The following is a 23,032-nucleotide window of genomic DNA, read 5'->3' on the forward strand; positions in this document are numbered from 1 at the left end:
TCCATGGATAAAGAGATAGCCAAACTCGTTGCGCTTACGGCGTTTCGCAGTTCAGCGGATATTAATAACCTAATTCCGTTTTTGAAAGAACATTGCAGTGAAACAGAATGCCGCGATTTTGGGTTGGCTATTGCAACTGCGTCTGCAGGAATTAGTGAGCACGTATTGACAAAAATTTTTGCTATGTATCCAGATTTGGAGGCAGAGTTTGACATGCAAATCCGTAAATATGGCCGCCCAATCTAGGCCAAATGCGCTTGTGCGGAAAGCATTTTACTGAAATGATTTCCACACAATATGTGTCTCAAGTTCGTTTGAGAGTTGATGATATCCCGACTTTCGACAGGTACCCTTTTTCGCTTTCTGCAGTGCGTAATTTGGACGTCCTCGAACTGCACCCCAATGTCACCTTCCTTGTGGGAGAAAACGGGTCTGGAAAATCCACTCTTCTGGAAGCCATCGCGGTGTCATTCGGATTCAATCCTGAAGGCGGTACGAAGAATTTTGGTTTTAATACCCGAGCATCTCATTCGGAGTTACATAAATTTATTCGCCTATCTAAAGGCGTCAAATTTCCTCGGACCGGATTCTTCCTTCGCGCCGAAAGTTTCTTTAATCTTGCGACAGAAATCGAAAGATTAGATGCTGAACCAGGCGGGCCTCCAATAATTGATTACTACGGTGGCAAATCACTACATGAACAATCTCATGGGGAATCGTTTTGGGCTCTCCTGATGAATCGATTCGGCGGACAAGGGTTCTACGTGCTTGACGAACCTGAAGCCGCGTTGTCCCCGCAACGTCAGCTCGCAACGCTTGCCAGAATTCATGAACTTGTCAATGACGACTCTCAATTTATCATTGCAACTCATTCGCCGATTTTGATGGCGTATCCAAACGCGTATATCTATGGTTTTTCGGAACACGGCATTGAACGTCTTACCCTTGAAGAAACGGAGCATTACCAGGTCATGCATGACTTCGTAATGAATCCGAAGCGAATGCTTGATGAACTTCTCGACTCGTCAAAACATGGCGACGGCTAAGATAATTTCTGTCGGGGCATCCCAACAGCAAAGGAGCAATCGTTGAGGTACGCACGTTGACGGACAACACAAAATTATTTTCCCCCGGCTTCTTCGGCCGCTTTTTCAATCGCTCGCCCAATTGGGAACTCCATCTTTCCGCTCCAACATCAACACTCGTTTTCGACGGGCAGAAAACAGCCATAGACCTGCAAGCGATATTGTCGGCGCGAGTCGAAGATGGCTACGTCTGGAGCATGATCGCGATTGGCCCGTGGCGACTCGAAGGCCTGACAATAGACCGACGCGTTGAACTTGGCAAAACGGCTCAATATTTAGCCGAGCAGCTTCGCCGACAACAGGAGAACGAGGCTCGTCGAAAGGAGGCCGAAGAGCTGGCGCGCCTGAAACTGGAAGAAGAGGAGCGCCGCATCAAGGCCGAGATCGCGCGACTCCGCGCTGAATTCGAAAAACTCGTACCCTCGCTTGATCGCCTGTCTGCCGCCTACAACGAATTGCTGGGCCGGGGTTGGTATATACGGGAATATTTGCGGAATGACTTTCTCTCGAAATGCCAAGGTGATATTGAAGTCCTACCAGCCCTGGCGACGGTTCTCGATCACCCGCTCTTTCAACATGAAAAGAAGGCAGCAGCCCACGCTGCGCATCGCCGACTTGCACGCGCACTGACATCGCCCTTCGCTGGCATAAAAGATTACAACGACCAGTTCATCAATGCCGAGAAAGTCCAGTGGGCGGATTTTTTCAAAAACGTGGAAAAATCGGAACTCACCGACGAGCAGCAGATTGCATCCATCGTTCACGAGGACAGGAATCTGCTAGTCGCTGCAGCAGGTTCCGGAAAAAGCTCTACGCTTGTTGCCAAGGTCGGGTATGCGATCAAGAAAGGCTACATCAAGCCGGAACAAGTATTGGCACTGGCATTCAACAACGATGCTGCCAAAGAGCTCTCCGAGCGGCTCGACAAGCGCCTGAAGCTGCCGATCAAGGCGCAGACATTTCACAGCTTGGGCAACGAAATCATCAAAAATACGCTTGGGCGAAGGTCTTTGCTTACGAATAACAGTAGTGAACTGCAGAAATTGCTCGACACACTGTTGATTGACAGTCCTGGCTACCGCACCCTGTTCTATTTGTATCATGCGGCGTTCTGCATCACTGAACCTGAGCAGGAGCATACTTCCGTCCAAGCATATGAGACCTATATTCGACGTGTCGGTGAATTCGATAAGGATAGGAAAATCTGGGGGGTGCCGACGTTGCGCGGCGGAGTGGTACGCTCGTTCGAGGAATTGTCGATCGCGAACTGGCTACACGTACAAGGCATTGAATATCGCTATGAATCATTCTACCCACATGATGTAACGCATCTTGGGTGGACCAAATACGAACCCGATTTTTGCTACGTTCTGCCGGACGGGCGAACTATCTACCACGAGCACTTCGCACTCCGCCCTGACGGAACTTCGCCGTTTGGCCAATCGTATGTCGAAAGCGCAAAACAGAAGCGCGCGCTCCACAAAAAATATGGAACGCTCTGTTTTGAAACCACCAGTGCCGGCTTCAAGAATGGTCGTATCTTCACCGACTTGCAGGCCGCACTTGATGCGCACGGCATCCCGTTTGCTCCGATGACGCATGAAGCAATCGCCGACACCCTCAAGGGAAATCCACTCAAGGAATTTACTAAATTAGCTGGCGCGCTCATTGCCCACGCCAAGGAGGGTGGGCTCACCGAGGAGTCGATACGCCAGCGAGCGCAGAAATTGCGAAACCAGTTGAGAACCCAAAGTTTTCTGGCGCTTTTTTTCCCGCTATGGGAGAAATACGAGGAATATCTCAAGCGCACGCGGAAAATCGATTTCGCCGATATGATTGGCGAAGCGGCGGCCTTGGCATCCAGGAAAGAATTTCCGTCGCCATATAAATTCATCCTGGTTGACGAGTTTCAGGACATTTCGCGAGGACGTGCCAATCTGGTTCGCGCGCTCCTCGACCTGCATCCGGACTCTGTTCTTTTTGGTGTCGGTGATGACTGGCAATCAATTAATGGCTTTGCCGGGTCGGATCTCTCGATCATGCGTCAATTCGAAACCGAATTTGGACGCTCTGCAACGAATTACCTGAGCCTCACCTTCCGGAGCAATCAAGGTATCAGCAACGTCGCGGCGATGTTCGTTTCCGAAAATGGCACGCAAATAAAGAAATCGGTCAAATCCATCCAACCCAAAACAAAAGATGTGGTTCGGCTGACGGAATTCAACGGGCTCGACGACCAGCGAAAAAAAATCGCTTCGAAATTGGGAGAATTGGCTGAGAAAGCTTCCATTGAAAATCGTGTGATCTCCGTCATGTTACTGGGTCGCTATAAGTACACGACGACCGAGGCGATCACGGATGAGCAGGTAAAGGAATGGAATCTTACCTTTGCGGGGCGTCTCAAAATAATCCGCAAGGAGAAAAAGAAAGACGGAGAGATTGTCGACGCGGCTCTCGATACAGTTCACAGTTCCAAAGGCCTCGAATCCGATTTTGTACTGGTCCATAGCCTTCAGGCGCCGTTCCAGGGGTTTCCCTGCAACATTGAAGACGATCCATTGCTGACATTGGTACTTCCAGACCGGGAACCATTCTCATACGCAGAAGATCGCCGGCTTTTCTATGTAGCGCTCACTCGCGCCAAGGAAGAAGTCACGCTATTCGTTTCGCGAGGTCAGGCATCTCCTTTTGCCATCGAGCTACTTGGGAAAAAATATCGGGGAATGGTGACATTCGAAGGCCTGCTCAATCCGCCGGAGATCTGTACGACATGCGGGCAAGGCTACTATGTTCCTCGACCTGGTAAGCGTGGACCATTTCTTGGATGTTCCTCTTTTCCGACAACTAAGTGCAACGGATCTAAAGATATGCCTCTGACGATGGTGGCGTAGTGAGCACGGCTCGCAATATTTGGCGAATGCGTGACTCGGGACAACATCCTACAACCGAAGCCGTTGCTCGTCCCACAGCGCCGGCGGGTCAACCGCCAGATCGAACAAAGTGATGTGATCCGGCAGAGCATCGTCGAGAATGGCATTGACGATGTCCGGCGCCAGCGTGGTCAGGTTGACCATCCGACTGACGTAGCTGTTATCAACACCTTCCTTTGCGGCGAGTTCCTTCAGCGACCTGACCTCGCCGGAATCCAGCATGGCGAGCCAACGATGCCCGCGAGCAAGCGCAAGTTGCAGCGGCGTCGCGGCACAATCCCATGGTCGCGGCTTGGCCGTTTCACCACTGGGCAGCGTGACGAGCTTACGGCCACTACGGCGCTTGATGCGGATCGGGACCGAGATCGTGAGTCGGCCGGAGCTATCCGGGATCACCTCGGGAGCGCCAGTCTGGTCGATGCGAGTTTCGCTCATACCATTTCCTCCTCAACCGGCTCGGTTGCTTCCGGGTGTAATTCCAGCGCCAGGCGCTCGATGCCGTTCGCATGCAGTCTGAGTTCGATGTCATCCGGCGAAACCACCACCTTTTCCACCAGCAGCCGCACGATGCGAATCTGCTCGGCTGGAAATAGCTGATCCCAGATCTGGTCGAGCCGCGTCATCGCCACTGTGATCAGCGCCTCGTCAAGCGTGGCATCCAGTTCGACGGCCCGGGCGACAACGTCCCCCAGCAGGCTTGGCGAGCGCAGCGTCGCACGCAACTGATCTAGCACCGCCGACTCCAGTTCGGCTGCCGGCAGGCGCGGCAAACCCGATGCTCCCGCATGTTCTTTCGCGTCCCGCTGCGGAATGTAGTAACGGTACCGGCGTCCGGTTTTCTTTGTCGTATGCCATGGAGACAATGCGCGCCCGTCATTGCCGAATACGATGCCCTTGAGCAGGAATGGCACCGTCGCCCGAGTCGCATTGGCACGCACATGGCTATTGCTGGCCAGAATCGACTGCACATCGTCCCATGTCTTGCGGTCGACGATTGGAGGGTGCTCCGCCTGATACCACTGTTCCTTGTGCCGCAGCTCGCCGAGATAGGTGCGGTTGCCGAGCAGTTTGTAGATCAAACTCTTGTCGATAGGCTTGCCCTCGCGCACCTTGCCCTCCTGCGTGACCCAGGCTTTAGAGGTCACTCCATCGAGACGCAATTCCTTTACCAGCAACGTCGACGACCCCAGTTCGACGAATCGCTTGAAAATATGCCGGATGATTTTGGCTTCGCGCTCGTTGGCCACGAGCCTTCGGTTCTCGACGTCGTACCCGAGCGGCGGCACGCCACCCATCCACATTCCCTTGCGCTTGCTGGCGGCAATCTTGTCCCGGATGCGCTCGCCGGTGACTTCGCGTTCGAACTGTGCAAATGACAGAAGGACGTTGAGCATCAGCCGCCCCATCGACGTCGTGGTATTGAATTGCTGGGTTACCGAAACGAACGACACACCCTGCCGATCGAACACCTCGATCATCTTGGAGAAATCGGCAAGACTGCGCGTCAGGCGGTCGATTTTGTAGACAACCACGATATCGACCTTCCCGGCCTCGATATCCATCATCAGACGCCTCAGCCCAGGCCGCTCCATGTTGCCGCCGGAAAAAGCGGGATCGTCGTAGTCGTCGGCGACCGCAATCCACCCCTCGGCGCGCTGGCTGGCGATATACGCATGGCCGGCATCGCGCTGAGCGTCGATCGAGTTGTATTCCTGATCCAGCCCTTCCTCGCTGGACTTTCGCGTATAGACGGCGCAACGCAGGCGACGCTTGAGTATTTCGCTCATTTTGCCGCTCCCTTCTTCGGCTTGGACGGCGTCTTGAGCCCGAAGAACAGCGGGCCGGACCAGCGGGTGCCGGTGATTTCCCGTGCGATCACGGACAGGCTCGGGTAGAGACGCCCTTCAAATTCGTATTGATCATCGGCGGTTACCGTGACCCGATATTCGATCTTCTGGTATTCGCGGGTGAGGACGGTGCCAGCCACAGGCCGGTAATCGCGGTCGCGCTTCTTGAGTTTGCCCGTTTCGACCAGCGCGGCGATTCGCCGGCGGTTGCGCTCCAGCAGTGCGCCATTGCTTTTGCGGCACTCGTTCTCCTGCAGCTTGTAGGCAATGCGCCGCTCCAGGAACTGCCGGTTGTGGGTGGGCGTCTCGGCCGCAAACAGGCGGCGCCAGAGCGACTTGATCTCAATCATGGGCAGTGCGGACAAGCTGGAAATCTGCGCGACCAGCGTGGGCGGCATGGTAGGAATAGTTGGTGGCACTTTCATTTGAACTCCGGTTTTCTGGTTGACGGGTTGTCATGAACGCTCTGGTCACCAGAAAAGCCAAGTACAAAATCGCTCTCTGCGCCATGCCTTGCGGACTTCGCGAGATTAGTGTTTCGTAAGCGGACAATCCCGCGCGCCAGGTAGTGGGCGACTTCGCTGCATCGCTGTTCGGCGGTCATTCTGGACGGTGGCGTCTGGTTGACGTCTTTCATTGGTTAGCCCTTTATCATTTCAAACTGGTGTGATCCACGATTATCCGAATCTGCCCGTCCTCGCGTAATCCCGGAATTGCGTAGCCATTAGGGTGAAATCGAAAAATTGCGGGATCTCCGCCACGACAGTCCAACTCTTGACGAAAACGCCGACGCCGCCAGCAACCAGGCATGCGTTGAAATATTTACTACTTTTGTACGATTGCTTTCTTGAAATATTACTCACAGACCCTCATTTGTTCGTGTTTTCATAAAAAACCTGAAAAACGCAGTTCAGCCAAGCTCAACGGACGGCATCCAAGGCGGCTTTTGGCCACGGATTACCCATGCATGCTTTTCTGATAACAACATTCAACAAACGGAGCAACATGGCAAGAACATTTAAAGGAATCCCATCACTGCACCGACTGCTGGAGTCAGCGCCCGTCGAAACCATCAAAACGCTCGTGCTTAACGTCGACGAAGCACAACATGCCGCCTGCTTCGCCGATGTGCCATGGCCGGCAGACGATGCCGACGATGCGCAGATCGACGCGACCCGGCATGCCGCACTCGAGGTGGCACTCGGATTAAAACCAGAAACGGCGATCCCGCTGGAGCAGCACGCGCTGCGGATCCTCACGCTGTCGGAGGGGCGAGGGAGCGAGGCGATTGGCAAGGTGTCGGGCCGGATTTTCGATACCGACAAACTTGCCGCGTTCAACACGCAGCGCGATGGCTATGGCCGGGCCGGCTGGTTGTACCTCAATGAGGAAACGCTGTTCGACGAAGCGGAAAATCTGTTCTACGCGGATCACTACCGCAACCTGGGCAAGATGTATGAAGCCTTCGAGGTCGATACCAGTGGCGGCATCGAATTCGAGTGGAATGCCACCACCAAGGCGGCACTCGAGCAAAAGCTGCAGGAAGAGCTCGATCTTGCCGAGCCCTGCAAGATCGACCACATCCGCGTAACCAATACGCGCGACGACGGCACCGAATACGAGTCGCACCTCCTCATCGTTCGACATGCCGGACCGCTGTCGAGTGTCGCCGCACTGAAAGACGGACGCAAAAAGCCGCTCTACTACCGCCCGGCGATCGAGGCGACACTGATGTATTGCCCGCAGGATGGCGTGGTCGAGGTGTTCGCGGAAAGCGCTGGCGTCAGGCCGGTGGTTGCGTCGGCGTTTGCGGTAGTCGGACTGAAGCATGATCTCTCGGACAAGCCGCTTACCCTCAAGCAGTACAATCTCGCGCGCTTCCTGGATTCGCTCAAGCTCGACGTGCCCAGCATTCCGGGATTTGACATTGAGTTCGTGACGATCGTGGAGGCCGAAGCCAGGCCCCAGAATCTCAGGCATCGTGCCTCGCTCAAGGTTTCGCCGGGTGACGACATCGAAACCGTCGCTGGCGAACTGTTCGGACCGGATAACATCTTCCGGCGCGCCGCCGTCATCAGCAAGGTGGTGATTGCCGTGCGCTATTCGATGGACGGCGAAGGCAAAACCAAAACACTGAACATCACGCTCAGCGATCCCAACCGCTGCAACCTGCGCAGCAACCGGGATCCAAGGCAGCGGGATTTCGGATTCGCGCTGCTGGCACATTGGGGAATCCTGCAGACGGTGCGGCAACTGGACGCCGCTGAAGAAAACACGATCTTCCCAGCATTACTTGCCCTTTATGATCAACGGGAAGGCCAGATTTCCCGCAAGTATCTTCACACACGCGGCATCCCTGTCGATACGCTGCTTGACGGCGGGTTCCTGGTGCGCCGCGGTCGCCACAATTCCATCGATATCGATCTGGACGACGGTCAGGTGCAGATGGTGCCCGTCTCGCCCTCATCGACGCCGGGTCACGTCAGATACGATTGTCCGCAGGCCGGGCTACCGATTGAAATTCCCGGCCTGATGCTGGAATATTTCGAGATCAAGCGCGACTGGATCGAGGAGCGGGTTGTCAATGGTCTTCGCGCTTCGCTCAAGCCGGTCGGGCAGCCGTTGCACGATGACGGACTGATCTATCTCGGGGAACTGGATTTGGATTCCGAGAGAGTGCCCGGCTACCTCGCCCGGCAATTGCACGATGGACGCGTGGTGAGCAGCTACGACACCCAGCTGCGCGCCAGGCATGACGCCGGTACCGGCATCGTTCTTTCCGCCGGCAATACGCATCCGTCGTTCCTCGGCATCAATGTGGTTGTGCCGCTCCCATCGATGCTCGCCACCAATGCCGCCGCAATTACCGTCGACATTGCCCGTCTCAAGAGCGTCTACATTCAGAACAAGACCTTGGCACGCGGCGGACTGACCGTCGATTTTGCGGTCGACGGCAATCGCACGGCCACACTGTTCATTCCCGGCAAGCCCGCCCTGACCATCGTCGGCGAGAAGCAGATCAAGATCATCCAGCGTCTTGTCGACGCCTATCGCTCTGGCAATCCTGCGGTGGCCACCAAGGATCTGATGGATGGATCCGGTTCGCAAAGCCCCAGCCAGGCATTCCGTAACTGGGATTCCATCGTCGATACCTACATCGGCACTGCCGGCAAGCGCGGCGCGTGGATGCTGCTGGTCTGACCAGCGTCTCATCAGCGTTTAACCTCCCCAACGGGCCGCCACAGTGCGGCCCGTTTCCTTTTGCGGGTTCGCCCCGTCTCACGAGCGTCTAAGTTTTCGGTATAGAGCGTCTCAATTCATATCCGGAGGATTCGGGTTTCCTTAAACACACTTAGGAATACCCAAGATGCACATATCTTCCTCACCTACCCGGCAAGGCACCGCAGCAGCGGTCTCCGTTTCGCCGGAATCAATTTCTGCCCCCAAGACCCGCCTCGCGCAGCTCGACCTGTCAGAACGCTGGGGCATTTCGCCAAAAACCCTGGAACGCTGGCGCGTGCTCGGCATTGGTCCGTGCTTCCTGAAGCTGGGAGGCAAGGTCGTCTACCGGCTCGAAGATGTCGAGGCGTATGAACGGCATTCCCTGCGCCAAAGCACTTCCGAAGCGGCTCACGCCGGAGGTGCAGCATGAGCCGCCTCACCCTCGACCGGGCGTTCACCACGCCCGTCACCAAACTTGCCCAGTTGCCGGCCGACGCCCTGTTTGACCTGAAGACCGAAGCGGCCGATATCCTGACCGCCGCCAAGGGTCTCATCGAGCACATCGACACCGCCGTCGAACTGCGATTCGCCGAACAGGCCCAGACATTGCGCTTCGCAGCCGGCAAGGACACCGGCGTCGTGCATTTCACCGATGGAGCGGTACGCGTCACCGCCGACCTGCCCAAGAAAATCGAATGGGATCAGGCCAAGCTGGCCGAAATCGTTTCGCGCATTGTCGCTGCAGGCGACAACCCTGCCCAGTACGTTGACGTCAGCTATCGCGTGGCTGAGACGAAATACTGCGCCTGGCCAACAGTGCTGCAGGAGCAGTTCACGCCAGCCCGCACCATGAAAACCGGCAAACCCGGCTTCCGCCTGGCGCTGATCGATGGTGGAGACACGCAATGAGCCTGCCCATCATATCCGCAGACCAGCGGCTCGCCGAAAAGCGCGGCAGCAAGCTGGTGATCTTCGGCCCATCCGGCATCGGCAAGACCAGCCTGCTCAATACCCTCTCCGCCGAACGCACGCTGTTCGTCGATCTGGAAGCCGGCGACCTGGCCGTACAGGACTGGACGGGCGACGCGATCCGTCCGCAGACCTGGCAGGAATTCCGCGATTTTGCGGTATTTCTCGGCGGTCCAAATCCGGCACTGCGCGACGAGCAGCCGTTTTCGACGGCGCACCACCGCTTCGTGTGCGATCAGTTCGGCGATCCGGCTTCGCTGGCGAAATACGACACCTATTTCATCGACAGCATCACCGTGCTGGCGCGCCTTTGCTTCCAGTGGTGCAAGGGGCAGCCGCAAGCCTTTTCCGAAAAAACCGGCAAGCCGGACAGCCGCGGCGCCTATGGCCTGCTGGGGCAGGAACTGATCGGTGCGCTGACCCACCTGCAGCACACCCGCGACAAGAACGTGGTGCTGGTCGGCATCCTCGACGAAAAGACAGACGACTTCAACCGCAAGGTGTTCGTGCCGCAGATCGACGGCAGCAAGACCGGCCTGGAGTTGCCCGGAATCGTCGACCAGGTGATCACGATGACGGCCTTGAAAGCCGATGACGGCAGTCTCTATCGCGCTTTCGTCTGCCACACGCTCAATCCGTGGGGCTATCCAGCCAAGGATCGCTCGGGCCGGCTCGACCTCACCGAGGAACCGCATCTCGGCCGCCTGCTGCACAAGATGGCTGGTCCGGTGCGTCCGGCCGCCGAGCGCCTGCGCTTCGACACGTTGCCATCAACACAAACCCCGCAAGACACCGAATCCACTTCACTGCAAGGAATCTGATCCATGAACAACTACAACCACACCAATCCATGGGCCGATTTCAACGACGCCCAGAACCAGCAATCGTATGACGTGATCCCGAAAGGCACGCTGGCGCGGGTACGCATGACCATCAAGCCGGGCGGCTACGACCAACCCGATCAGGGCTGGACCGGCGGTTACGCAACCCTCTCCGACAAGACCGGCTCGGTCTACCTGAATGCCGAATTCGTCGTGACAGAAGGCGATTTCGCCAAGCGCAAGATCTGGAGCCTGATCGGTCTGTACAGCCCTAAAGGACCGGACTGGGCCAACATCGGCCGCGCCTTTGTGCGCGCGCTGCTGAATTCGTCGCGCAATCTGCAGCCACAGGATAACGGCCAGCAAGCTGCAGCGGCGCGCCGGATCCAGGGATTCGCCGATCTCGACGGCATCGAGTTTCTGGCGAAGATCGACGTCGAGAAAGATCAGAACGACGAGCCCAAGAATGTCATCAAGGTCGCGATCCAGCCGGACCACAAGGACTATGCGCGACTGATGGGTTTGCCGTCCCGTGCTCTCGCCTCGTCCGCAGGCTCGGCCCCGGCAGCGCCGACACCTGTGGCGCCAGCGACTCAACCATCGCGGACTCCACCACCGGCTCCCGCCAACGCACCCGGCCGCCCGAGCTGGGCGCAATAGGAGACCGCTGCCATGATGCTCAGACCACGACAACACATCTTTGTCGAGCGCTCGGTAGCGGCGCTCGACGCTCACGGCAACACGCTGGGCGTGGCGCCGACCGGCGCCGGCAAAACCGTCATGCTGTCGGCCACCACTGGCCGCATGCTGGCCAACCGCGACGCCAAAGCCTGCATCCTGGCCCACCGCGACGAACTGGTTGCACAGAACCGTGCCAAATTCGAGCGCATCAACACCGGCGTCAGCACCTCGGTGTTCGACGCCAGAACCAAATCGTGGGATGGCCGCGCCATCTTCGCGATGGTGCAGACCCTGTCGCGCGACAACCATCTCGATACGATGCCGGAGCTCGACCTGCTGGTAATCGACGAGGCGCATCACGCGGCCTCGGCCAGCTATCGCCGCGTGATCGAGCGCGTGCTGCAGAAGAATGCGAAAGCCAAGGTCTTCGGCGTCACGGCGACACCGATGCGCGGCGACGGCAAGGGCCTGCGCGAAGTTTTTACCAATGTCGCCGACCAGATACGCCTCGGCGAACTGATCGCGTCCGGCCATCTGGTGCCGCCGCGCACTTTCGTGGTCGATGTCGGTACCGCCGACGCGCTGTCGCAGGTCAAGCGAACGGCTTCCGACTTCGACATGAGCGAGGTCGAGGCGATCATGAACAAGACGCCGGTCACCGATGCAGTGATCCGTCACTGGCGCGAAAAGGCTTCCGGCCGCAAGACCATTGTCTTTTGTTCGACCGTCGCGCACGCCGACAGCGTATGCCAGGCATTCAATACCTCCGGCATCGCGGCGGTGCTGGTGCATGGCGACCTGTCGGAAGCCGAGCGCAAAACGCGCCTCGCCGCTTTCGAATCCGGCGCCGCCCAGATCGTCGTCAACGTCGCCGTCCTGACAGAGGGCTACGACTACACCCCAACTTCCTGCATCGTGCTGCTGCGTCCGAGCTCACACAAATCAACCCTGATGCAGATGATAGGACGCGGCCTGCGCACCGTTGATCCGGCCGAATATCCAGGCGTGTTCAAGAGCGACTGTATCGTGCTGGACTTCGGCACCGCGACGCTGATGCACGGCCAGCTTGAGCAGGAGGCGAATCTCGACGGTCGTGAATCTTCATCCGGCGATGCGCCGGTCAAGGAATGTCCTGGCTGCGAGGCGGACGTTCCGGCCGCCTGCCGTGAGTGCCCGTTATGCGGCTTTGTCTGGGAGCGTTGCGACGACGGGGCCGAGGCGTTGACCGACTTCATCATGACCGAGGTCGATCTGCTCGCGCGCTCCAATTTCCGCTGGTGCGACCTGTTCGGCGACGACTGCGCGCTGGTGGCCACGGGCTTCTCGGCCTGGGGCGGCGTGTTCTACCTGAGTGGGCGCTGGCATTCACTGGGCGGCGGCAAGTCCCTGCCGACGCGCCTGCTCGGCATCGGCGAGCGTTCGGTGTGCCTGGCGCAAGCCGACGACTGGCTGAACGACCATGAAAACGCCGACTCCGCGCACAAGACCAAGCGCTGGCTCAACGAACCGCCGACTCCGGCGCAAATGAAATATCTGCCGCTCCAGCATCGCAACGACTACGGCCTGACGCGCTACCAGGCGTCGGCGATGCTGGCTTTCCACTTCAGCAAGCCACAGATCAAGAATCTGGTGTTCGCTGCCAATGCAGCACAACGGGAGGCGGCTTGAGATGCGCAATCTGTTATCGGCAAGCAAAGGGTTTCGGCTGGCAGGCGCCGCACATCCGCATTCATCTTCAGATCGACGTCGCGCCCGCTCTACGCCGACGGTTCACCTTCTGCTCCATGCGCTGCCAGGCGGCATTCTCGCGCATCGTCATCAAAACGGAGGGTCGCATGATTGATCCGTCTGAACTCGAACTTGCGGCACTGCAAAGCTGCCTGGCGCCACTGGGCGACTACGTCGGCGCGATCGGCATGGATCGGCCGCTGGCCGACTACAGCAAGCGCGAAGTGCAGGGACTGGTCGAAACCATTGTCAGCGCCTATCAGGAATACATGATCGACGCGCACGAGCAGATGGCAAAGCGCGATCTCGCCTTCCTGGAAGAAAGGCTGGCGGCTTCTCGGCAAAATTCTCAGAAAAATTCACAGCAAGCCCCGCAGCAAACCCAACAGCATGGCTTGCAACACAGATCGCTGGCGCGTGGTACGGGAGTGCCGTTCTGATGCTCGACTATAACTCCCAACCGAAATTTCACGAGCGCGTCGCCGCCGTGCTGGACGCCGCGCTGCAGGCAGAACGCGACCAACAGGCAGCGCGCACTTATCTCGGTGCATCGCGACTGGGGGTCGCCTGCGCACGCGCGCTGCAATACGAGTTCGTGCAGGCGCCGGTCGACCCGGAGCGCGAACTGCCGGGACGCACGCTGCGCATCTTCGAGGTCGGCCACACGCTGGAGGACCTGGCGATCCGCTGGCTGCGGCTGGCCGGATTCGAAATCTACACCCGCAGGCAAAGTGGCGACCAGTTCGGTTTCGCCGTCGCCCGCGGACGCGTGCGCGGCCATGTCGACGGCATCCTTGCCGCCGGACCGGCAGCGCTCAGCATGCTTTATCCCGCGCTATGGGAATGCAAGACGATGAATGACAAGAACTGGCGCGATTGCGTGAAACGTGGCGTCGCGCTGTCAAAACCAGTCTATGCGACCCAGATCGCGATCTACCAGGCCTACATGGAACCGGCGGTACCAGGCATCTCGGCTCACCCGGCTCTGTTCACCGCAATCAACAAGGACAGCCAGGAACTGTATTTCGAGCTGGTGCCGTTCGACGCAGCGCTGGCGCAACGGGGATCCGATCGCGCGGTGCAGATCCTGCAGGCAACCGATGCCGGTGAACTGCTGCCGCGCATTGCGCACGATTCGTCCCATTACGAGTGCCGCTGGTGTAACTGGCAGGAGCGCTGCTGGAGCAAACAGGCATGAGAAATGGCATCGACTGGTTCGATTTCAACGATGCTGGCGGTCAGGTCAATCCGCGCATGCAGCGGGAAGACACAGCTGCATTGCGACACGGGCTGTTGGCAGGCATCGATGCGGTTCTGCATTATCTGCTGCCGCAGGGCCGGGTGCGCGGTGGGAAATTCTATGTCGGCGACACCGATGGCAATCCCGGCAAAAGCCTCGTGGTGGAACTGGCCGGTGAGCATGCAGGGTTGTGGAAAGATTTCGCTTCCGGCGAAGGCGGCGACCTGTTCGACCTGTGGGCAAGAATCCGGGGCTATTCGATTGAAAGGGATTTTCCTGTTGTTGCGACCGAGATCGGTCAGTGGCTGGGCATGCGTCCGGTCACACCCCTTGCCTCTGCCCGGACGGATATCCGCAGTCCGGCCATTGATGAACTCGGCCCCTACACGGCGAAGTGGAACTACACCACGGCCAGCGGTGAGTTGATCGCCTGTGTCTACCGCTACGATCCGCCGAGCGGCAAGGAATTCAGGCCATGGGATGTGCGTGCCCGCGCCTGGCGCACGCCCGATCCGCGTCCGCTTTATAACCTGCCGGCGGTCGTCAAGTCTACGACCGTGGTGCTGGCCGAAGGTGAAAAGTGTGCGCAGGCATTGATCGGGCTGGGCATTTGTGCGACGACCGCAATGAATGGCGCCAAAGCGCCTGTCGACAAGACCGACTGGTCGCCGCTGCGCAACAAGCATGTGCTGATCTGGCCGGACAAGGATAGCCCAGGCTGGGACTATGCCGAAGCTGCGGCCCAGGCCATCGTGGCTGCCGGCGCGCTGTCGGTCTCGATTCTTTTGCCGCCCGACGCCATGCCGGAAAAATGGGATGCGGCCGATGCCGTCGCCGATGGCTTCGACTGCAAGGCTTTCATCGCAACAGGCGAACGCGCGACGATCAAGGCGGCGCCCGCGTCGCTGCCGGTGTTTTCTCTCGGTGCGATGCTGGACGATCTCAGTCCTATTCCTGACGACATCATCAATCCGCGCGTGCTCACGCCGGGCGGCATGCTGGTGTTCGGCGGTGCTCCCAAGGTCGGCAAGAGTGATTTCCTGCTGTCGTGGCTGGCCCATATGGCGGCAGGCGCTCCGTTTCTGGGTATGCGGCCGCCACGTCCGCTGCGCGTGTTCTACCTGCAGGCGGAAGTGCAGTACCACTATCTGCGCGAGCGGATGCGCGACATCAAGTTGCCGGCATCGCGCATGCTGGAGGCACGCCGCAATCTGGTGGCCACATCCCAGTTGCGCATGGTGCTCGACGACCATGGCCTGCAGCAGATCATTCCGGCGATTGCGAACGCTTTCGGCGGTGAGAAGCCTGACATCATCGTGATTGATCCGATCCGCAACGTGTTTGACGGCGGTGACGATGGCGGAGGGGAAAACGACAACGCCGCGATGCTGTACTTCCTCTCGCAACGGGTCGAGCGACTGCGCGATGCTGTCAATCCGGAAGCGGGGATCATCCTCGCCCACCATACCAAAAAACTATCGAAGAAGCAGTTTGAGGAAGACCCGTTCCAGGCGCTCGCGGGCGCCGGCAGCCTGCGCGGTTATTACACCACCGGGATGCTGCTGTTTCGCCCGGACGAAAGCAGGACCACGCGTCAGCTGATTTTCGAGCTGCGCAATGGCCCGGGCATTCCGACCAAACATGTCGACAAACTCAATGGCGCGTGGTGCGAGCAGGATCCGAACGTCGAACGCCTGGTGAAGCAGGACTATGGCGACAAGCTCGATGCCGAGCGCCGGCGCAAGCACGACGTGATCCTGCAGATGCTGTTCGACGAGGCGCAGAAAGGGCGCGCCTACACGGTCGTCCAGTTCGCGGAGAGCTTCGAGAACCAGGCGGGTCTGGGTGGCCGCTCTACGGTTGCCGAGCGCATCGGTGTGCTGGCTACCAAGGGCTACGTGAAATTTTTTCAGAATCCGCGCGATTACGGGCTGACGGCGCCGACCCGCAGCAAGTTCGGCTACCTGTGCGTGGAAGGCATGGCCCTCCTGCGCCCAACCGGGCCGCCTGACCCCGACACGGGCGAGATTCACGAGGCACCGGTGTCGGTGCTGCCTACCCATTACAAATGCCGCCAAAGCGGCGCAGTACTGCCAGTTGAAAACCCCCAGATCTGGATCTATCAGGATGAACATCACGAAAGCGAGGAGTACAACGATGACGAAATACATGCATGAATTACCCCAATCCCAGAATCCACGCGTGCCGGATTCTGGATTCTGGCTGGATGGTCAAACCGATATAAATCAGGGACTTGACGCAGATTCCAGAATCCAGCGGATTCTGGGCTGGATTCTGCGGATTCTGGCAACAACCCCAGAATCCATGCGGGTTTGCGCAGGGTTTCCAGAATCCAGTAGTTCACCCTACTACTACGTAGTAGGGAACCCTATGGGTTTCCCTACGCTACGTAGGGCGGTTCTCTCGCTCGGGGGTGTCTGATGCAAGTCATTCTCACGCTCGATCTGGGCACGGCCACCGGCTGGGCTATCCGCACACGCGACAACGGCATCACCAGCGGCACGCAATCGTTCAAACCCCAACGCTTCGAAGGTGGCGGCATGCGCTTCCTGCGTTTCAAGCGCTCGCTCACCGAAGTCAAGCAATCAGTCGATGGCATCAACGTCGTCTACTTCGAAGAGGTGCGCAATCACGCGGGCGTCGATGCCGCGCATGCCTATGGTGGCTTCATGGCGCATCTCACCGCCTGGTGCGAACACCACAACATCCCGTACCAGGGCGTACCGGTAGGCACGATCAAGAAGCACGCGACCGGCAAGGGCAATGCGGGCAAGGACGACATGATCGCCGCCATGCGAAGCAAAGGCCACGCACCGGCCGACGACAACGAAGCCGATGCGCTGGCGCTGCTGCACTGGGCAATCGATACCCAGGAGGACGCCATATGAAAATCCACAAACAATCCTACCGCTGTCCGCTGGACCGGCTGCTGGCACAATCCACCGATCTGGACGCGGTCAAGCAAAGCGGCTGGCGCGATCAGCGCATTCTGGTGGTGTCGGAAACCGACGAGCGGCTCGATTTCGTCGAGCGCGAATTCGTGCGCCGCCTGGACCAACGTCTCTACGGCTCAACCAGCAACGGAGGGCAGCATGACTGACTGGACCATCGAAGCAGTGGCTGAACGACTTATCGACGCGGACCAGATTGCCCGACGCTTGCCACCCGTCCGGGTGCAGGGCTACTACAACGTCTGGCCTTTGTTTGTACGCACCGAATACGAGCGCATGGCAGGCGACGATCCCCCGCCCCGACGATTTCCACCGGATCCGAAAGCTGTCGACCGCATGCTCGAGACGATGAGCTGGATGCAGTGGCTCGAACAGGAGCAGCGTCATCTGGTATGGATGCGCGCCCAGCGCTATTCCTGGTCCGACATTGCCAAGCGCAACGCCTGCTCGGTCAGCACCGCGCAGCGCCGCTGGCAATCTGCCCTGTCGGCGCTCTGCAAGCGAATCAATCAGCCACGAGAGATTGCGGGAAGTGGATGAAATCTGCGGGACATTGCTGGCGCATGAGGGAAATTGCGGAAAGTGGGGTCATCCTGGCGTGACGCGTTTCAGGAAAATTAGTCTATGATTTCGGCTATGGTTGCGAAAGCTGCATCTGAGCTGAACTGCAGACCAAATCACATTCAAGAGCCCGCGACGAGCATTGCTTCTCGCGGGTTTTTCATTTCCCGGATCCCATGCCTGAATTGCGTTCGTCCATTGCTGAGATCCAGATTGTGTTGCGGCCGGTCGATGCTCTGATCCCGTATGCCAAAAATGCCAAGCAGCACTCCGACGCACAGGTGGCACAAATTGCCGCCAGCATCGTCGAATTCGGCTGGGGCGCGCCGATACTGGTCGATGGCGAAGACAATGTCATTGCCGGCCACGGTCGTCTCCTCGCCGCACGCAAGCTTGGCATGAGCGAAGTGCCGGTGGTACCGATGACGCATCTGACCGAAATCCAGCGCAAGGCCCTGATCCTGGCAGACAACAAGATCGGCGAGAACGCCACCTGGGATAACGAACTGCTTGGCCTTGAACTGGCCGAATTGCAGGACGGCGGATTCGACCTGGGATTGACTGGTTTTTCGTCCGATGAATGGGACGCACTGATCAACGGCGGCGAACCTGAAAACGCGGGACTGACCGACGAAAACGACGTGCCGGGCGTTGCCGCAACTCCAGTGTCTGTTTCCGGCGATGTCTGGATTCTCGGTAATCATCGGTTGCTTTGCGGTGACGCGACGATGCCCGAGAGCTACGATGCGTTGTTGGGCGAATCGCATGTCGACATGATCTGGCAAGACCCGCCCTACAACGTCGACTACGCCAACAGTGCCAAGGACAAGTTGCGCGGCAAAAGCCGCGCCATCATGAACGACAATCTGGGCGACGCATTTGGCGGCTTCCTGCTGGCGGCGCTGGCTCCTGCCATGGCACGCTGCGACGGCGCCATTTACATCGCAATGAGTTCTTCCGAACTCGATGCGCTGCAAATGGCCTTCCGCGCTGCAGGCGGCAAATGGTCCACCTTCATTATCTGGGCCAAGAACACGTTCACGCTCGGCCGCTCCGACTACCAGAGGCAATACGAACCAATTTTGTATGGCTGGCGCGATGGCGCGAAGCACCATTGGTGCGGCGACCGTAACCAGAGCGACGTCTGGAACGTCAAGAAACCGCAAAAGAACGACTTGCACCCGACAATGAAGCCGGTCGAACTGGTCGAGCGTGCCATCCGCAACTCAAGCCGCCCGGGCGACACTGTGCTGGACTGCTTCGGCGGTTCAGGCAGCACCTTGATCGCCGCCGAAAAAACCGGGCGTCATGCACGACTCATGGAACTCGATCCGAAATACGTGGATGTGATCGTGAAGCGGTGGCAGGACTGGAGCGGGAAGAAAGCAACCCGCCAGTCCGACGGGCTGGAATTCGATGCGTTAGCTTCTCCGGTCAATGCATAGCACGTTGACGGAAATCGACGAGCTTGGCGACAAGATCATCATCGAAGCCAAATCCGTCGAACTGGGCCAGTCCCTCGCGTTCGAGGATACGCCAGCGCGCCGTGTCGTTCTCCGCACGGCGAAGCTCGCTGCCAATCTGTTCGAGATATAAATTCTCCTCGTCCGTGAGTTGACGCGGTTGTTGTTTGAGACTTTGCAAAATCGTAATCAGTTTGAGCATGGAGGTCTCCCGAAATCAATGCCGGGTACCGCGGCTGTTGAACAATTTTCCCGTCGCGCCAACCGGTATCCGTTCGAGCAATTCCAATATTTGCGCCCATGGGATGAAAATCAGCGGCTTGGCAAATGCTCCCGGCAAAGCGGAACTCCAGTTTCTAGTTTCCGAAGCAAACAGTCCGTCTCCAGTGACGCCGATCAGGGTTCCGATGGGTTGTCGCTCTGCGGCTATGTATCGCGCAATCGCGTCATTGATATCAGCCGGAGTCAGGTTATTGCGAGTGAGTAGCGAAAGTGCCATTGGGCTTCCGGTTGGAAATACCTGCAGGCCAGCATTGTTCCTCGTGCGTTTCATGTGATGTCCTCAAAATAATTCAGGGGCTCGCGCCCCTGTGAAAAAAGTCATTCGATCCCGTCAGCCGATTCGCGCCACATAGCGGCCATAATCGCTGCCTGATGGATCCACGAGCAGGATGGGTCGGCCCGGTGCGCTGATTTCGACACACAACCTGCCGTCCTCGGCATAACCGCCCTTGCCGCTCAGCCACTCGCGCGACAACAATAATTGCGCGGCAAAAGCGTCGAATTCAATCGCGCTCATCTCCCGCGTTTCGGTAACGAAGACCCGGTAGCTTCCCGATCCGCCAACCTCACTGAGATCGGCAGGCTTGCGGGCAAATGGCACGCGCAAATCGAGTTCCTCGACCTGGATGGCGTTGCCGCCGACAGTCAGCGTGCGCGGTGTGCGTTCGATCGTGATTGTCATGATGGTCATGCGCTTACTCCTTTCCAAGAATTTCGAAGCTACCGGGGCCGTTGCCCTCGTCGTCAGCGAGGAACGTCAGGGTCAATTCCTTGCCGTTCTGTAGTGTGATGACAATCCCGAAAAATTCTTCATCGAAAGCGTCCTGCGGAGGGCCTGTCCGCGCGAGGGCCGTGATTCGTCCGCCGACGAGGCGCTTGAGCTGGTTAAGGTAAAAATCCGTATTTGTTTGCATGGAGTTCATTCCGTTGTTGTTGATGACGCTTACATGAACGCTTCATTCACAAAAATCATCAAGCGATGATTACGTGATATCGCACATGTTTGTCGCTATTTAGGTAACGCCTCAATGGCCGCATGCATGGCCTCGAGCGCCGAATCGTAAAACTGCACTTTGATCAGCTGGCGCGGCGCGATGAAGGTATAACCCTGCTGTTCGTCGTCAGCCATGCGCAGCACGGTCAGGCCGTAGTCGAACCAATGCCCGGCAAACAGCGCGGTCGGGATATTGATTTGCCACATCAACCGGAATCGCCCATCCGGTCCCTCGCAGAAGCGAACGGTCTCGAAGCGGTTGAGCGCTATTCCCGCAAACAAGTCGTCCGCCATGCTCACGCTCCTGCGCTGATCATGTAGACGCGATCAGCGCCGGGCTCCTTGGTGGAGGTGATGTCGAGCTTGAGTTTTTTCTTGAAGGCGCCTGCAAAGGTGCCGCGCACCGTGTGCGTCTGCCAGCCGGTCACCTCAACGATCTGCGCGATGGTCGCGCCCTCCGGACGTTTCAACATGGCGATCACTTGCGCCTGTTTGCTTTTTTCGCGCGGCTGGCCATCGCCTTGCCACGTCGCCTCGGCGGTTTTGACGGCGATGTCCAGATCGGGATCGGCCGGCGTTGCTACTTGCGGACGACTGCAGCCGACCGCTGCGTAGCCTGCGTCGGTGATCACAATATCCTTGCGCTTTTTCTTGGCGAGGTCGCGGCTCAACAAGCCGTCGATCACCTTCTGGCGCGCACCACCTTTCAGTTGCGGTGGCAGCGGTTCAATGTTGCCGTCTGGACGTTCTGCTGCTTGTAACAAGACGGTGCGTTGGGTGTCGGTGAGTTTGATCGTGGTAGTCATGGTTCGGTTTCCTTGAGGTTGGATAATCCCCGCCGGTTGGCGGGGTGTGATGCTTTACTTGGTTGCCGCTACTTCGTTGGCCAGCGCCGGGAGGTCGATCTGGCCGGAGGCGATCGCTTGCAGGATGTCGTCGTCAAAACACCCGATCACGCGGCAGGCGCGGCGTTCTAGTTCTTGCTGTGCGATGCGCTGCCAATCCTTGAATGCGGCAAGTTGCTGCAATGCGTTGTTGCCGGTTGATCCGAATCCACGCAGGTAATCCTTGGCGTGTCCGGCGATTTCGCTGGTGTCTCTGGTCATGCTGTTTCTCCTTGGTCTGGTTGCGTCGTCAATCGCGACAACGACATGAACGCTTCATTCCGATCAAAAGCCAAGTAGGTATTCGATGGTTCTTGCGAATGATTGCGAACCCTTGCGCGTAGTTGCTAAAAAGCCGCAGAAAGATTGACCCGTGCCCCGCTCTGCTCCAACGCCGTGCCGACATCCGGGCTGCCCGGCGGTGCTGGTCACGCCGGGTTACTGCGCCAGGCACCAGGTCGCATTGCATCGCGACTATGGTCGCGCTCGGCGTGGTTTCGATGCCGAACGTACCTTCTACCAGTCGGTGGCATGGCGTACCCTGCGTGCCGCCTTCCTGCGGCTGCACCCGGTGTGCTGCCGTTGCGAGGCGCGTGGCGTGATCGTGGCGGCGGTGGTCGCCGACCATGTACTGCCGATCAAGGATGGCGGCGCACGGCTGGACGAAGCGAACCTGCAGGCGCTTTGCGTGCCCTGCCACAACCGCAAGACCGCCAGCGAGACGGCGCTGCGGGCAAGACGTCGCGCACCATAAAGCTGGCACAGGCGCGTAGCCCCCGTGGGGGTGTCAATTTTCTGGAAGGCTGGCTCGCCGATGCGTGCGCCAAGTCAAATTTTTGTACCCGCGAAATTCGCATAGGGGGGGTTCCCCATTACTGGATACGACGATGCCGCGAGGCCGAACACCCAAGCCGACCGCGCTCAAGCTCATTGCAGGTAATCCCGGCAAACGCAAACTCAACCCGCGTGAACCAAAACCGGAGGGCGTCCTGATCGAGCCGCCCGCCTATCTCTCAGACGGTGCCAAGGATGCGTGGCGCGCCGCTGTTCGCGCGGCGCCGCCTGGACTGCTGCGCACGCTGGATGGTTCGATTCTGGAGATATGGTCCTGCGCGGCGGATCTGTACAACAAGGCACAGACCGGCTTGACCAAGACAGGCTTGCTGGTCAAGGCGCCGAACACCGGCGTCCCGATGCAATCGCCTTACCTTGCGATCGCCAACAAGCAGGCGCAGATCATGATGAAAGCTGCCGCCGAGATGGGTTTTACGCCGGCATCGCGCTCCCGGGTGACGCTGCCGCTGGAAGCTGCTGGCGATCTGGATCCTTGGGCCGATATCGCTGGATGAACGC

At 58.4% G+C, this 23,032-nt stretch carries 30 protein-coding genes; 19 read left to right on the top strand and 11 right to left on the bottom strand.

Annotated elements, in window-relative coordinates; all coding sequences use genetic code 11:
• Nucleotides 1-3 precede the first annotated feature (3 nt).
• From ACO0K3_RS04535 to ACO0K3_RS04545, 3 genes are read left to right on the top strand one after another with little or no spacing between them, the layout of a single operon-like run.
• Nucleotides 4-246 carry a hypothetical protein gene (locus tag ACO0K3_RS04535; protein ID WP_422959682.1) on the top strand — a complete coding sequence of 81 codons (243 nt, stop codon included), beginning with the start codon at nt 4-6 and terminating at the stop codon, nt 244-246.
• Nucleotides 247-281: 35 nt separating this feature from the next.
• Nucleotides 282-1,046 carry an AAA family ATPase gene (locus ACO0K3_RS04540; RefSeq protein ID WP_422982305.1) on the top strand — a complete coding sequence of 255 codons (765 nt, stop codon included), beginning with the start codon at nt 282-284 and terminating at the stop codon, nt 1,044-1,046.
• Between the two features lie 56 nt (nt 1,047-1,102).
• On the top strand, nt 1,103-3,976 hold the full coding sequence (locus ACO0K3_RS04545) for a UvrD-helicase domain-containing protein (protein ID WP_422982307.1): 2,874 nt from the start codon (nt 1,103-1,105) through the stop codon (nt 3,974-3,976).
• 48 nt (nt 3,977-4,024) lie between these two features.
• On the opposite strand, the gene ACO0K3_RS04550 is transcribed toward ACO0K3_RS04545, so the two are convergent.
• The 4 genes from ACO0K3_RS04550 to ACO0K3_RS04565 are packed head-to-tail and all read right to left on the bottom strand — an operon-like array spanning nt 4,025 to nt 6,499.
• Nucleotides 4,025-4,450, bottom strand: a complete 426-nt coding sequence (locus ACO0K3_RS04550) for a LacI family transcriptional regulator (protein ID WP_422982309.1) — start codon at nt 4,448-4,450, stop codon at nt 4,025-4,027.
• Nucleotides 4,447-5,802 (bottom strand): recombinase family protein, encoded by a 1,356-nt coding sequence (locus tag ACO0K3_RS04555; protein ID WP_422982311.1) that lies wholly within the window; start codon nt 5,800-5,802, stop codon nt 4,447-4,449. Before ACO0K3_RS04555 ends, ACO0K3_RS04550 begins: the two co-directional genes overlap by 4 nt.
• A complete protein-coding gene (locus ACO0K3_RS04560; RefSeq protein WP_422982313.1) occupies nt 5,799-6,287 on the bottom strand; it encodes a DUF2924 domain-containing protein in 489 nt (162 codons plus the stop codon). Before ACO0K3_RS04560 ends, ACO0K3_RS04555 begins: the two co-directional genes overlap by 4 nt.
• The gene (locus tag ACO0K3_RS04565) at nt 6,284-6,499 is read right to left on the bottom strand and encodes a hypothetical protein (protein WP_422982315.1); all 216 of its coding nucleotides are present in this window, start codon (nt 6,497-6,499) and stop codon (nt 6,284-6,286) included. The genes ACO0K3_RS04560 and ACO0K3_RS04565 overlap by 4 nt, the downstream gene beginning before the upstream one ends.
• Before the next feature lie 368 nt (nt 6,500-6,867).
• On the opposite strand from ACO0K3_RS04565, the gene ACO0K3_RS04570 reads away from it, so the two are divergent.
• The 14 genes from ACO0K3_RS04570 (at nt 6,868) to ACO0K3_RS04635 (ending at nt 19,501) form a co-directional block, all read left to right on the top strand.
• Nucleotides 6,868-9,063: a hypothetical protein gene (locus tag ACO0K3_RS04570; RefSeq protein ID WP_422982317.1), complete on the top strand. Its 2,196-nt coding sequence runs from the start codon at nt 6,868-6,870 to the stop codon at nt 9,061-9,063.
• Between the two features lie 166 nt (nt 9,064-9,229).
• Nucleotides 9,230-9,514: a helix-turn-helix transcriptional regulator gene (locus tag ACO0K3_RS04575; protein WP_422982319.1), complete on the top strand. Its 285-nt coding sequence runs from the start codon at nt 9,230-9,232 to the stop codon at nt 9,512-9,514.
• Nucleotides 9,511-9,993, top strand: coding sequence for a hypothetical protein (locus ACO0K3_RS04580; RefSeq protein WP_422982321.1), 483 nt, complete (start codon nt 9,511-9,513; stop codon nt 9,991-9,993). Before ACO0K3_RS04575 ends, ACO0K3_RS04580 begins: the two co-directional genes overlap by 4 nt.
• Nucleotides 9,990-10,874, top strand: a complete 885-nt coding sequence (locus ACO0K3_RS04585; RefSeq protein WP_422982323.1) for an ATP-binding protein — start codon at nt 9,990-9,992, stop codon at nt 10,872-10,874. Before ACO0K3_RS04580 ends, ACO0K3_RS04585 begins: the two co-directional genes overlap by 4 nt.
• 3 nt (nt 10,875-10,877) lie before the next feature.
• Entirely contained in the window at nt 10,878-11,534 is a 657-nt protein-coding gene (locus tag ACO0K3_RS04590; protein ID WP_422982325.1) for a hypothetical protein, read from the top strand.
• A 12-nt stretch (nt 11,535-11,546) separates the two neighbouring features.
• Nucleotides 11,547-13,223 (top strand): DEAD/DEAH box helicase, encoded by a 1,677-nt coding sequence (locus ACO0K3_RS04595; protein WP_422982327.1) that lies wholly within the window; start codon nt 11,547-11,549, stop codon nt 13,221-13,223.
• Nucleotides 13,220-13,723, top strand: a complete 504-nt coding sequence (locus tag ACO0K3_RS04600) for a DUF6511 domain-containing protein (protein WP_422982329.1) — start codon at nt 13,220-13,222, stop codon at nt 13,721-13,723. Before ACO0K3_RS04595 ends, ACO0K3_RS04600 begins: the two co-directional genes overlap by 4 nt.
• On the top strand, nt 13,723-14,481 hold the full coding sequence (locus ACO0K3_RS04605; RefSeq protein ID WP_422982331.1) for a hypothetical protein: 759 nt from the start codon (nt 13,723-13,725) through the stop codon (nt 14,479-14,481). The genes ACO0K3_RS04600 and ACO0K3_RS04605 overlap by 1 nt, the downstream gene beginning before the upstream one ends.
• Nucleotides 14,478-16,700, top strand: coding sequence for an AAA family ATPase (locus tag ACO0K3_RS04610; protein ID WP_422982333.1), 2,223 nt, complete (start codon nt 14,478-14,480; stop codon nt 16,698-16,700). Before ACO0K3_RS04605 ends, ACO0K3_RS04610 begins: the two co-directional genes overlap by 4 nt.
• On the top strand, nt 16,681-16,965 hold the full coding sequence (locus ACO0K3_RS04615; RefSeq protein WP_422982335.1) for a hypothetical protein: 285 nt from the start codon (nt 16,681-16,683) through the stop codon (nt 16,963-16,965). The genes ACO0K3_RS04610 and ACO0K3_RS04615 overlap by 20 nt, the downstream gene beginning before the upstream one ends.
• Complete coding sequence (locus ACO0K3_RS04620; protein WP_422982337.1) at nt 16,965-17,432, top strand: crossover junction endodeoxyribonuclease RuvC; 468 nt, start codon at nt 16,965-16,967, stop codon at nt 17,430-17,432. The genes ACO0K3_RS04615 and ACO0K3_RS04620 overlap by 1 nt, the downstream gene beginning before the upstream one ends.
• Complete coding sequence (locus ACO0K3_RS04625) at nt 17,429-17,644, top strand: hypothetical protein (RefSeq protein ID WP_422982339.1); 216 nt, start codon at nt 17,429-17,431, stop codon at nt 17,642-17,644. The genes ACO0K3_RS04620 and ACO0K3_RS04625 overlap by 4 nt, the downstream gene beginning before the upstream one ends.
• A complete protein-coding gene (locus ACO0K3_RS04630) occupies nt 17,637-18,035 on the top strand; it encodes a DUF6362 family protein (protein ID WP_422982341.1) in 399 nt (132 codons plus the stop codon). The genes ACO0K3_RS04625 and ACO0K3_RS04630 overlap by 8 nt, the downstream gene beginning before the upstream one ends.
• A gap of 197 nt (nt 18,036-18,232) precedes the next feature.
• A complete protein-coding gene (locus ACO0K3_RS04635) occupies nt 18,233-19,501 on the top strand; it encodes a site-specific DNA-methyltransferase (RefSeq protein WP_422982343.1) in 1,269 nt (422 codons plus the stop codon).
• On the opposite strand, the gene ACO0K3_RS04640 is transcribed toward ACO0K3_RS04635, so the two are convergent.
• The 7 genes from ACO0K3_RS04640 to ACO0K3_RS04670 form a co-directional block, all read right to left on the bottom strand.
• A complete protein-coding gene (locus ACO0K3_RS04640) occupies nt 19,491-19,721 on the bottom strand; it encodes a hypothetical protein (RefSeq protein ID WP_422982345.1) in 231 nt (76 codons plus the stop codon). The genes ACO0K3_RS04635 and ACO0K3_RS04640 overlap by 11 nt on opposite strands.
• Before the next feature lie 15 nt (nt 19,722-19,736).
• Nucleotides 19,737-20,018, bottom strand: coding sequence for a hypothetical protein (locus ACO0K3_RS04645; RefSeq protein WP_422982347.1), 282 nt, complete (start codon nt 20,016-20,018; stop codon nt 19,737-19,739).
• Between the two features lie 114 nt (nt 20,019-20,132).
• A complete protein-coding gene (locus ACO0K3_RS04650; protein ID WP_422982349.1) occupies nt 20,133-20,492 on the bottom strand; it encodes a hypothetical protein in 360 nt (119 codons plus the stop codon).
• A 4-nt stretch (nt 20,493-20,496) separates the two neighbouring features.
• Entirely contained in the window at nt 20,497-20,715 is a 219-nt protein-coding gene (locus ACO0K3_RS04655) for a hypothetical protein (RefSeq protein WP_422982351.1), read from the bottom strand.
• Nucleotides 20,716-20,810: 95 nt separating this feature from the next.
• Nucleotides 20,811-21,089: a hypothetical protein gene (locus tag ACO0K3_RS04660; RefSeq protein WP_422982353.1), complete on the bottom strand. Its 279-nt coding sequence runs from the start codon at nt 21,087-21,089 to the stop codon at nt 20,811-20,813.
• A 2-nt stretch (nt 21,090-21,091) separates the two neighbouring features.
• Nucleotides 21,092-21,601: a DUF3489 domain-containing protein gene (locus tag ACO0K3_RS04665; protein WP_422982355.1), complete on the bottom strand. Its 510-nt coding sequence runs from the start codon at nt 21,599-21,601 to the stop codon at nt 21,092-21,094.
• 54 nt (nt 21,602-21,655) lie between these two features.
• A complete protein-coding gene (locus ACO0K3_RS04670; protein WP_422982357.1) occupies nt 21,656-21,901 on the bottom strand; it encodes a hypothetical protein in 246 nt (81 codons plus the stop codon).
• 199 nt (nt 21,902-22,100) lie between these two features.
• Here ACO0K3_RS04670 and ACO0K3_RS04675 point away from each other — a divergent pair, with 199 nt between their 5' ends.
• The gene (locus tag ACO0K3_RS04675) at nt 22,101-22,433 is read left to right on the top strand and encodes an HNH endonuclease (protein WP_422982359.1); all 333 of its coding nucleotides are present in this window, start codon (nt 22,101-22,103) and stop codon (nt 22,431-22,433) included.
• 133 nt (nt 22,434-22,566) lie between these two features.
• Nucleotides 22,567-23,028: a phage terminase small subunit P27 family gene (locus ACO0K3_RS04680; protein WP_422982361.1), complete on the top strand. Its 462-nt coding sequence runs from the start codon at nt 22,567-22,569 to the stop codon at nt 23,026-23,028.
• Nucleotides 23,029-23,032: the final 4 nt, after the last annotated feature.

This window comes from Undibacterium sp. Rencai35W (assembly GCF_049340185.1).
GTDB lineage: Bacteria > Pseudomonadota > Gammaproteobacteria > Burkholderiales > Burkholderiaceae_D > Undibacterium.

Bases quoted from the DNA above. Each gene is read 5' to 3' on its own strand.
- ACO0K3_RS04535 (WP_422959682.1), top strand. From the start codon at position 4: ATGGATAAAGAGATAGCCAAACTCGTTGCGCTTACGGCGTTTCGCAGT.
- ACO0K3_RS04540 (WP_422982305.1), top strand. From the start codon at position 282: ATGATTTCCACACAATATGTGTCTCAAGTTCGTTTGAGAGTTGATGAT.
- ACO0K3_RS04550 (WP_422982309.1), bottom strand. From the start codon at position 4,450: ATGAGCGAAACTCGCATCGACCAGACTGGCGCTCCCGAGGTGATCCCG.
- ACO0K3_RS04555 (WP_422982311.1), bottom strand. From the start codon at position 5,802: ATGAGCGAAATACTCAAGCGTCGCCTGCGTTGCGCCGTCTATACGCGA.
- ACO0K3_RS04560 (WP_422982313.1), bottom strand. From the start codon at position 6,287: ATGAAAGTGCCACCAACTATTCCTACCATGCCGCCCACGCTGGTCGCG.
- ACO0K3_RS04565 (WP_422982315.1), bottom strand. From the start codon at position 6,499: ATGAAAGACGTCAACCAGACGCCACCGTCCAGAATGACCGCCGAACAG.
- ACO0K3_RS04570 (WP_422982317.1), top strand. From the start codon at position 6,868: ATGGCAAGAACATTTAAAGGAATCCCATCACTGCACCGACTGCTGGAG.
- ACO0K3_RS04575 (WP_422982319.1), top strand. From the start codon at position 9,230: ATGCACATATCTTCCTCACCTACCCGGCAAGGCACCGCAGCAGCGGTC.
- ACO0K3_RS04580 (WP_422982321.1), top strand. From the start codon at position 9,511: ATGAGCCGCCTCACCCTCGACCGGGCGTTCACCACGCCCGTCACCAAA.
- ACO0K3_RS04585 (WP_422982323.1), top strand. From the start codon at position 9,990: ATGAGCCTGCCCATCATATCCGCAGACCAGCGGCTCGCCGAAAAGCGC.
- ACO0K3_RS04590 (WP_422982325.1), top strand. From the start codon at position 10,878: ATGAACAACTACAACCACACCAATCCATGGGCCGATTTCAACGACGCC.
- ACO0K3_RS04595 (WP_422982327.1), top strand. From the start codon at position 11,547: ATGATGCTCAGACCACGACAACACATCTTTGTCGAGCGCTCGGTAGCG.
- ACO0K3_RS04605 (WP_422982331.1), top strand. From the start codon at position 13,723: ATGCTCGACTATAACTCCCAACCGAAATTTCACGAGCGCGTCGCCGCC.
- ACO0K3_RS04610 (WP_422982333.1), top strand. From the start codon at position 14,478: ATGAGAAATGGCATCGACTGGTTCGATTTCAACGATGCTGGCGGTCAG.
- ACO0K3_RS04615 (WP_422982335.1), top strand. From the start codon at position 16,681: ATGACGAAATACATGCATGAATTACCCCAATCCCAGAATCCACGCGTG.
- ACO0K3_RS04620 (WP_422982337.1), top strand. From the start codon at position 16,965: ATGCAAGTCATTCTCACGCTCGATCTGGGCACGGCCACCGGCTGGGCT.
- ACO0K3_RS04625 (WP_422982339.1), top strand. From the start codon at position 17,429: ATGAAAATCCACAAACAATCCTACCGCTGTCCGCTGGACCGGCTGCTG.
- ACO0K3_RS04630 (WP_422982341.1), top strand. From the start codon at position 17,637: ATGACTGACTGGACCATCGAAGCAGTGGCTGAACGACTTATCGACGCG.
- ACO0K3_RS04635 (WP_422982343.1), top strand. From the start codon at position 18,233: ATGCCTGAATTGCGTTCGTCCATTGCTGAGATCCAGATTGTGTTGCGG.
- ACO0K3_RS04640 (WP_422982345.1), bottom strand. From the start codon at position 19,721: ATGCTCAAACTGATTACGATTTTGCAAAGTCTCAAACAACAACCGCGT.
- ACO0K3_RS04645 (WP_422982347.1), bottom strand. From the start codon at position 20,018: ATGGCACTTTCGCTACTCACTCGCAATAACCTGACTCCGGCTGATATC.
- ACO0K3_RS04650 (WP_422982349.1), bottom strand. From the start codon at position 20,492: ATGACCATCATGACAATCACGATCGAACGCACACCGCGCACGCTGACT.
- ACO0K3_RS04655 (WP_422982351.1), bottom strand. From the start codon at position 20,715: ATGCAAACAAATACGGATTTTTACCTTAACCAGCTCAAGCGCCTCGTC.
- ACO0K3_RS04660 (WP_422982353.1), bottom strand. From the start codon at position 21,089: ATGGCGGACGACTTGTTTGCGGGAATAGCGCTCAACCGCTTCGAGACC.
- ACO0K3_RS04665 (WP_422982355.1), bottom strand. From the start codon at position 21,601: ATGACTACCACGATCAAACTCACCGACACCCAACGCACCGTCTTGTTA.
- ACO0K3_RS04670 (WP_422982357.1), bottom strand. From the start codon at position 21,901: ATGACCAGAGACACCAGCGAAATCGCCGGACACGCCAAGGATTACCTG.
- ACO0K3_RS04680 (WP_422982361.1), top strand. From the start codon at position 22,567: ATGCCGCGAGGCCGAACACCCAAGCCGACCGCGCTCAAGCTCATTGCA.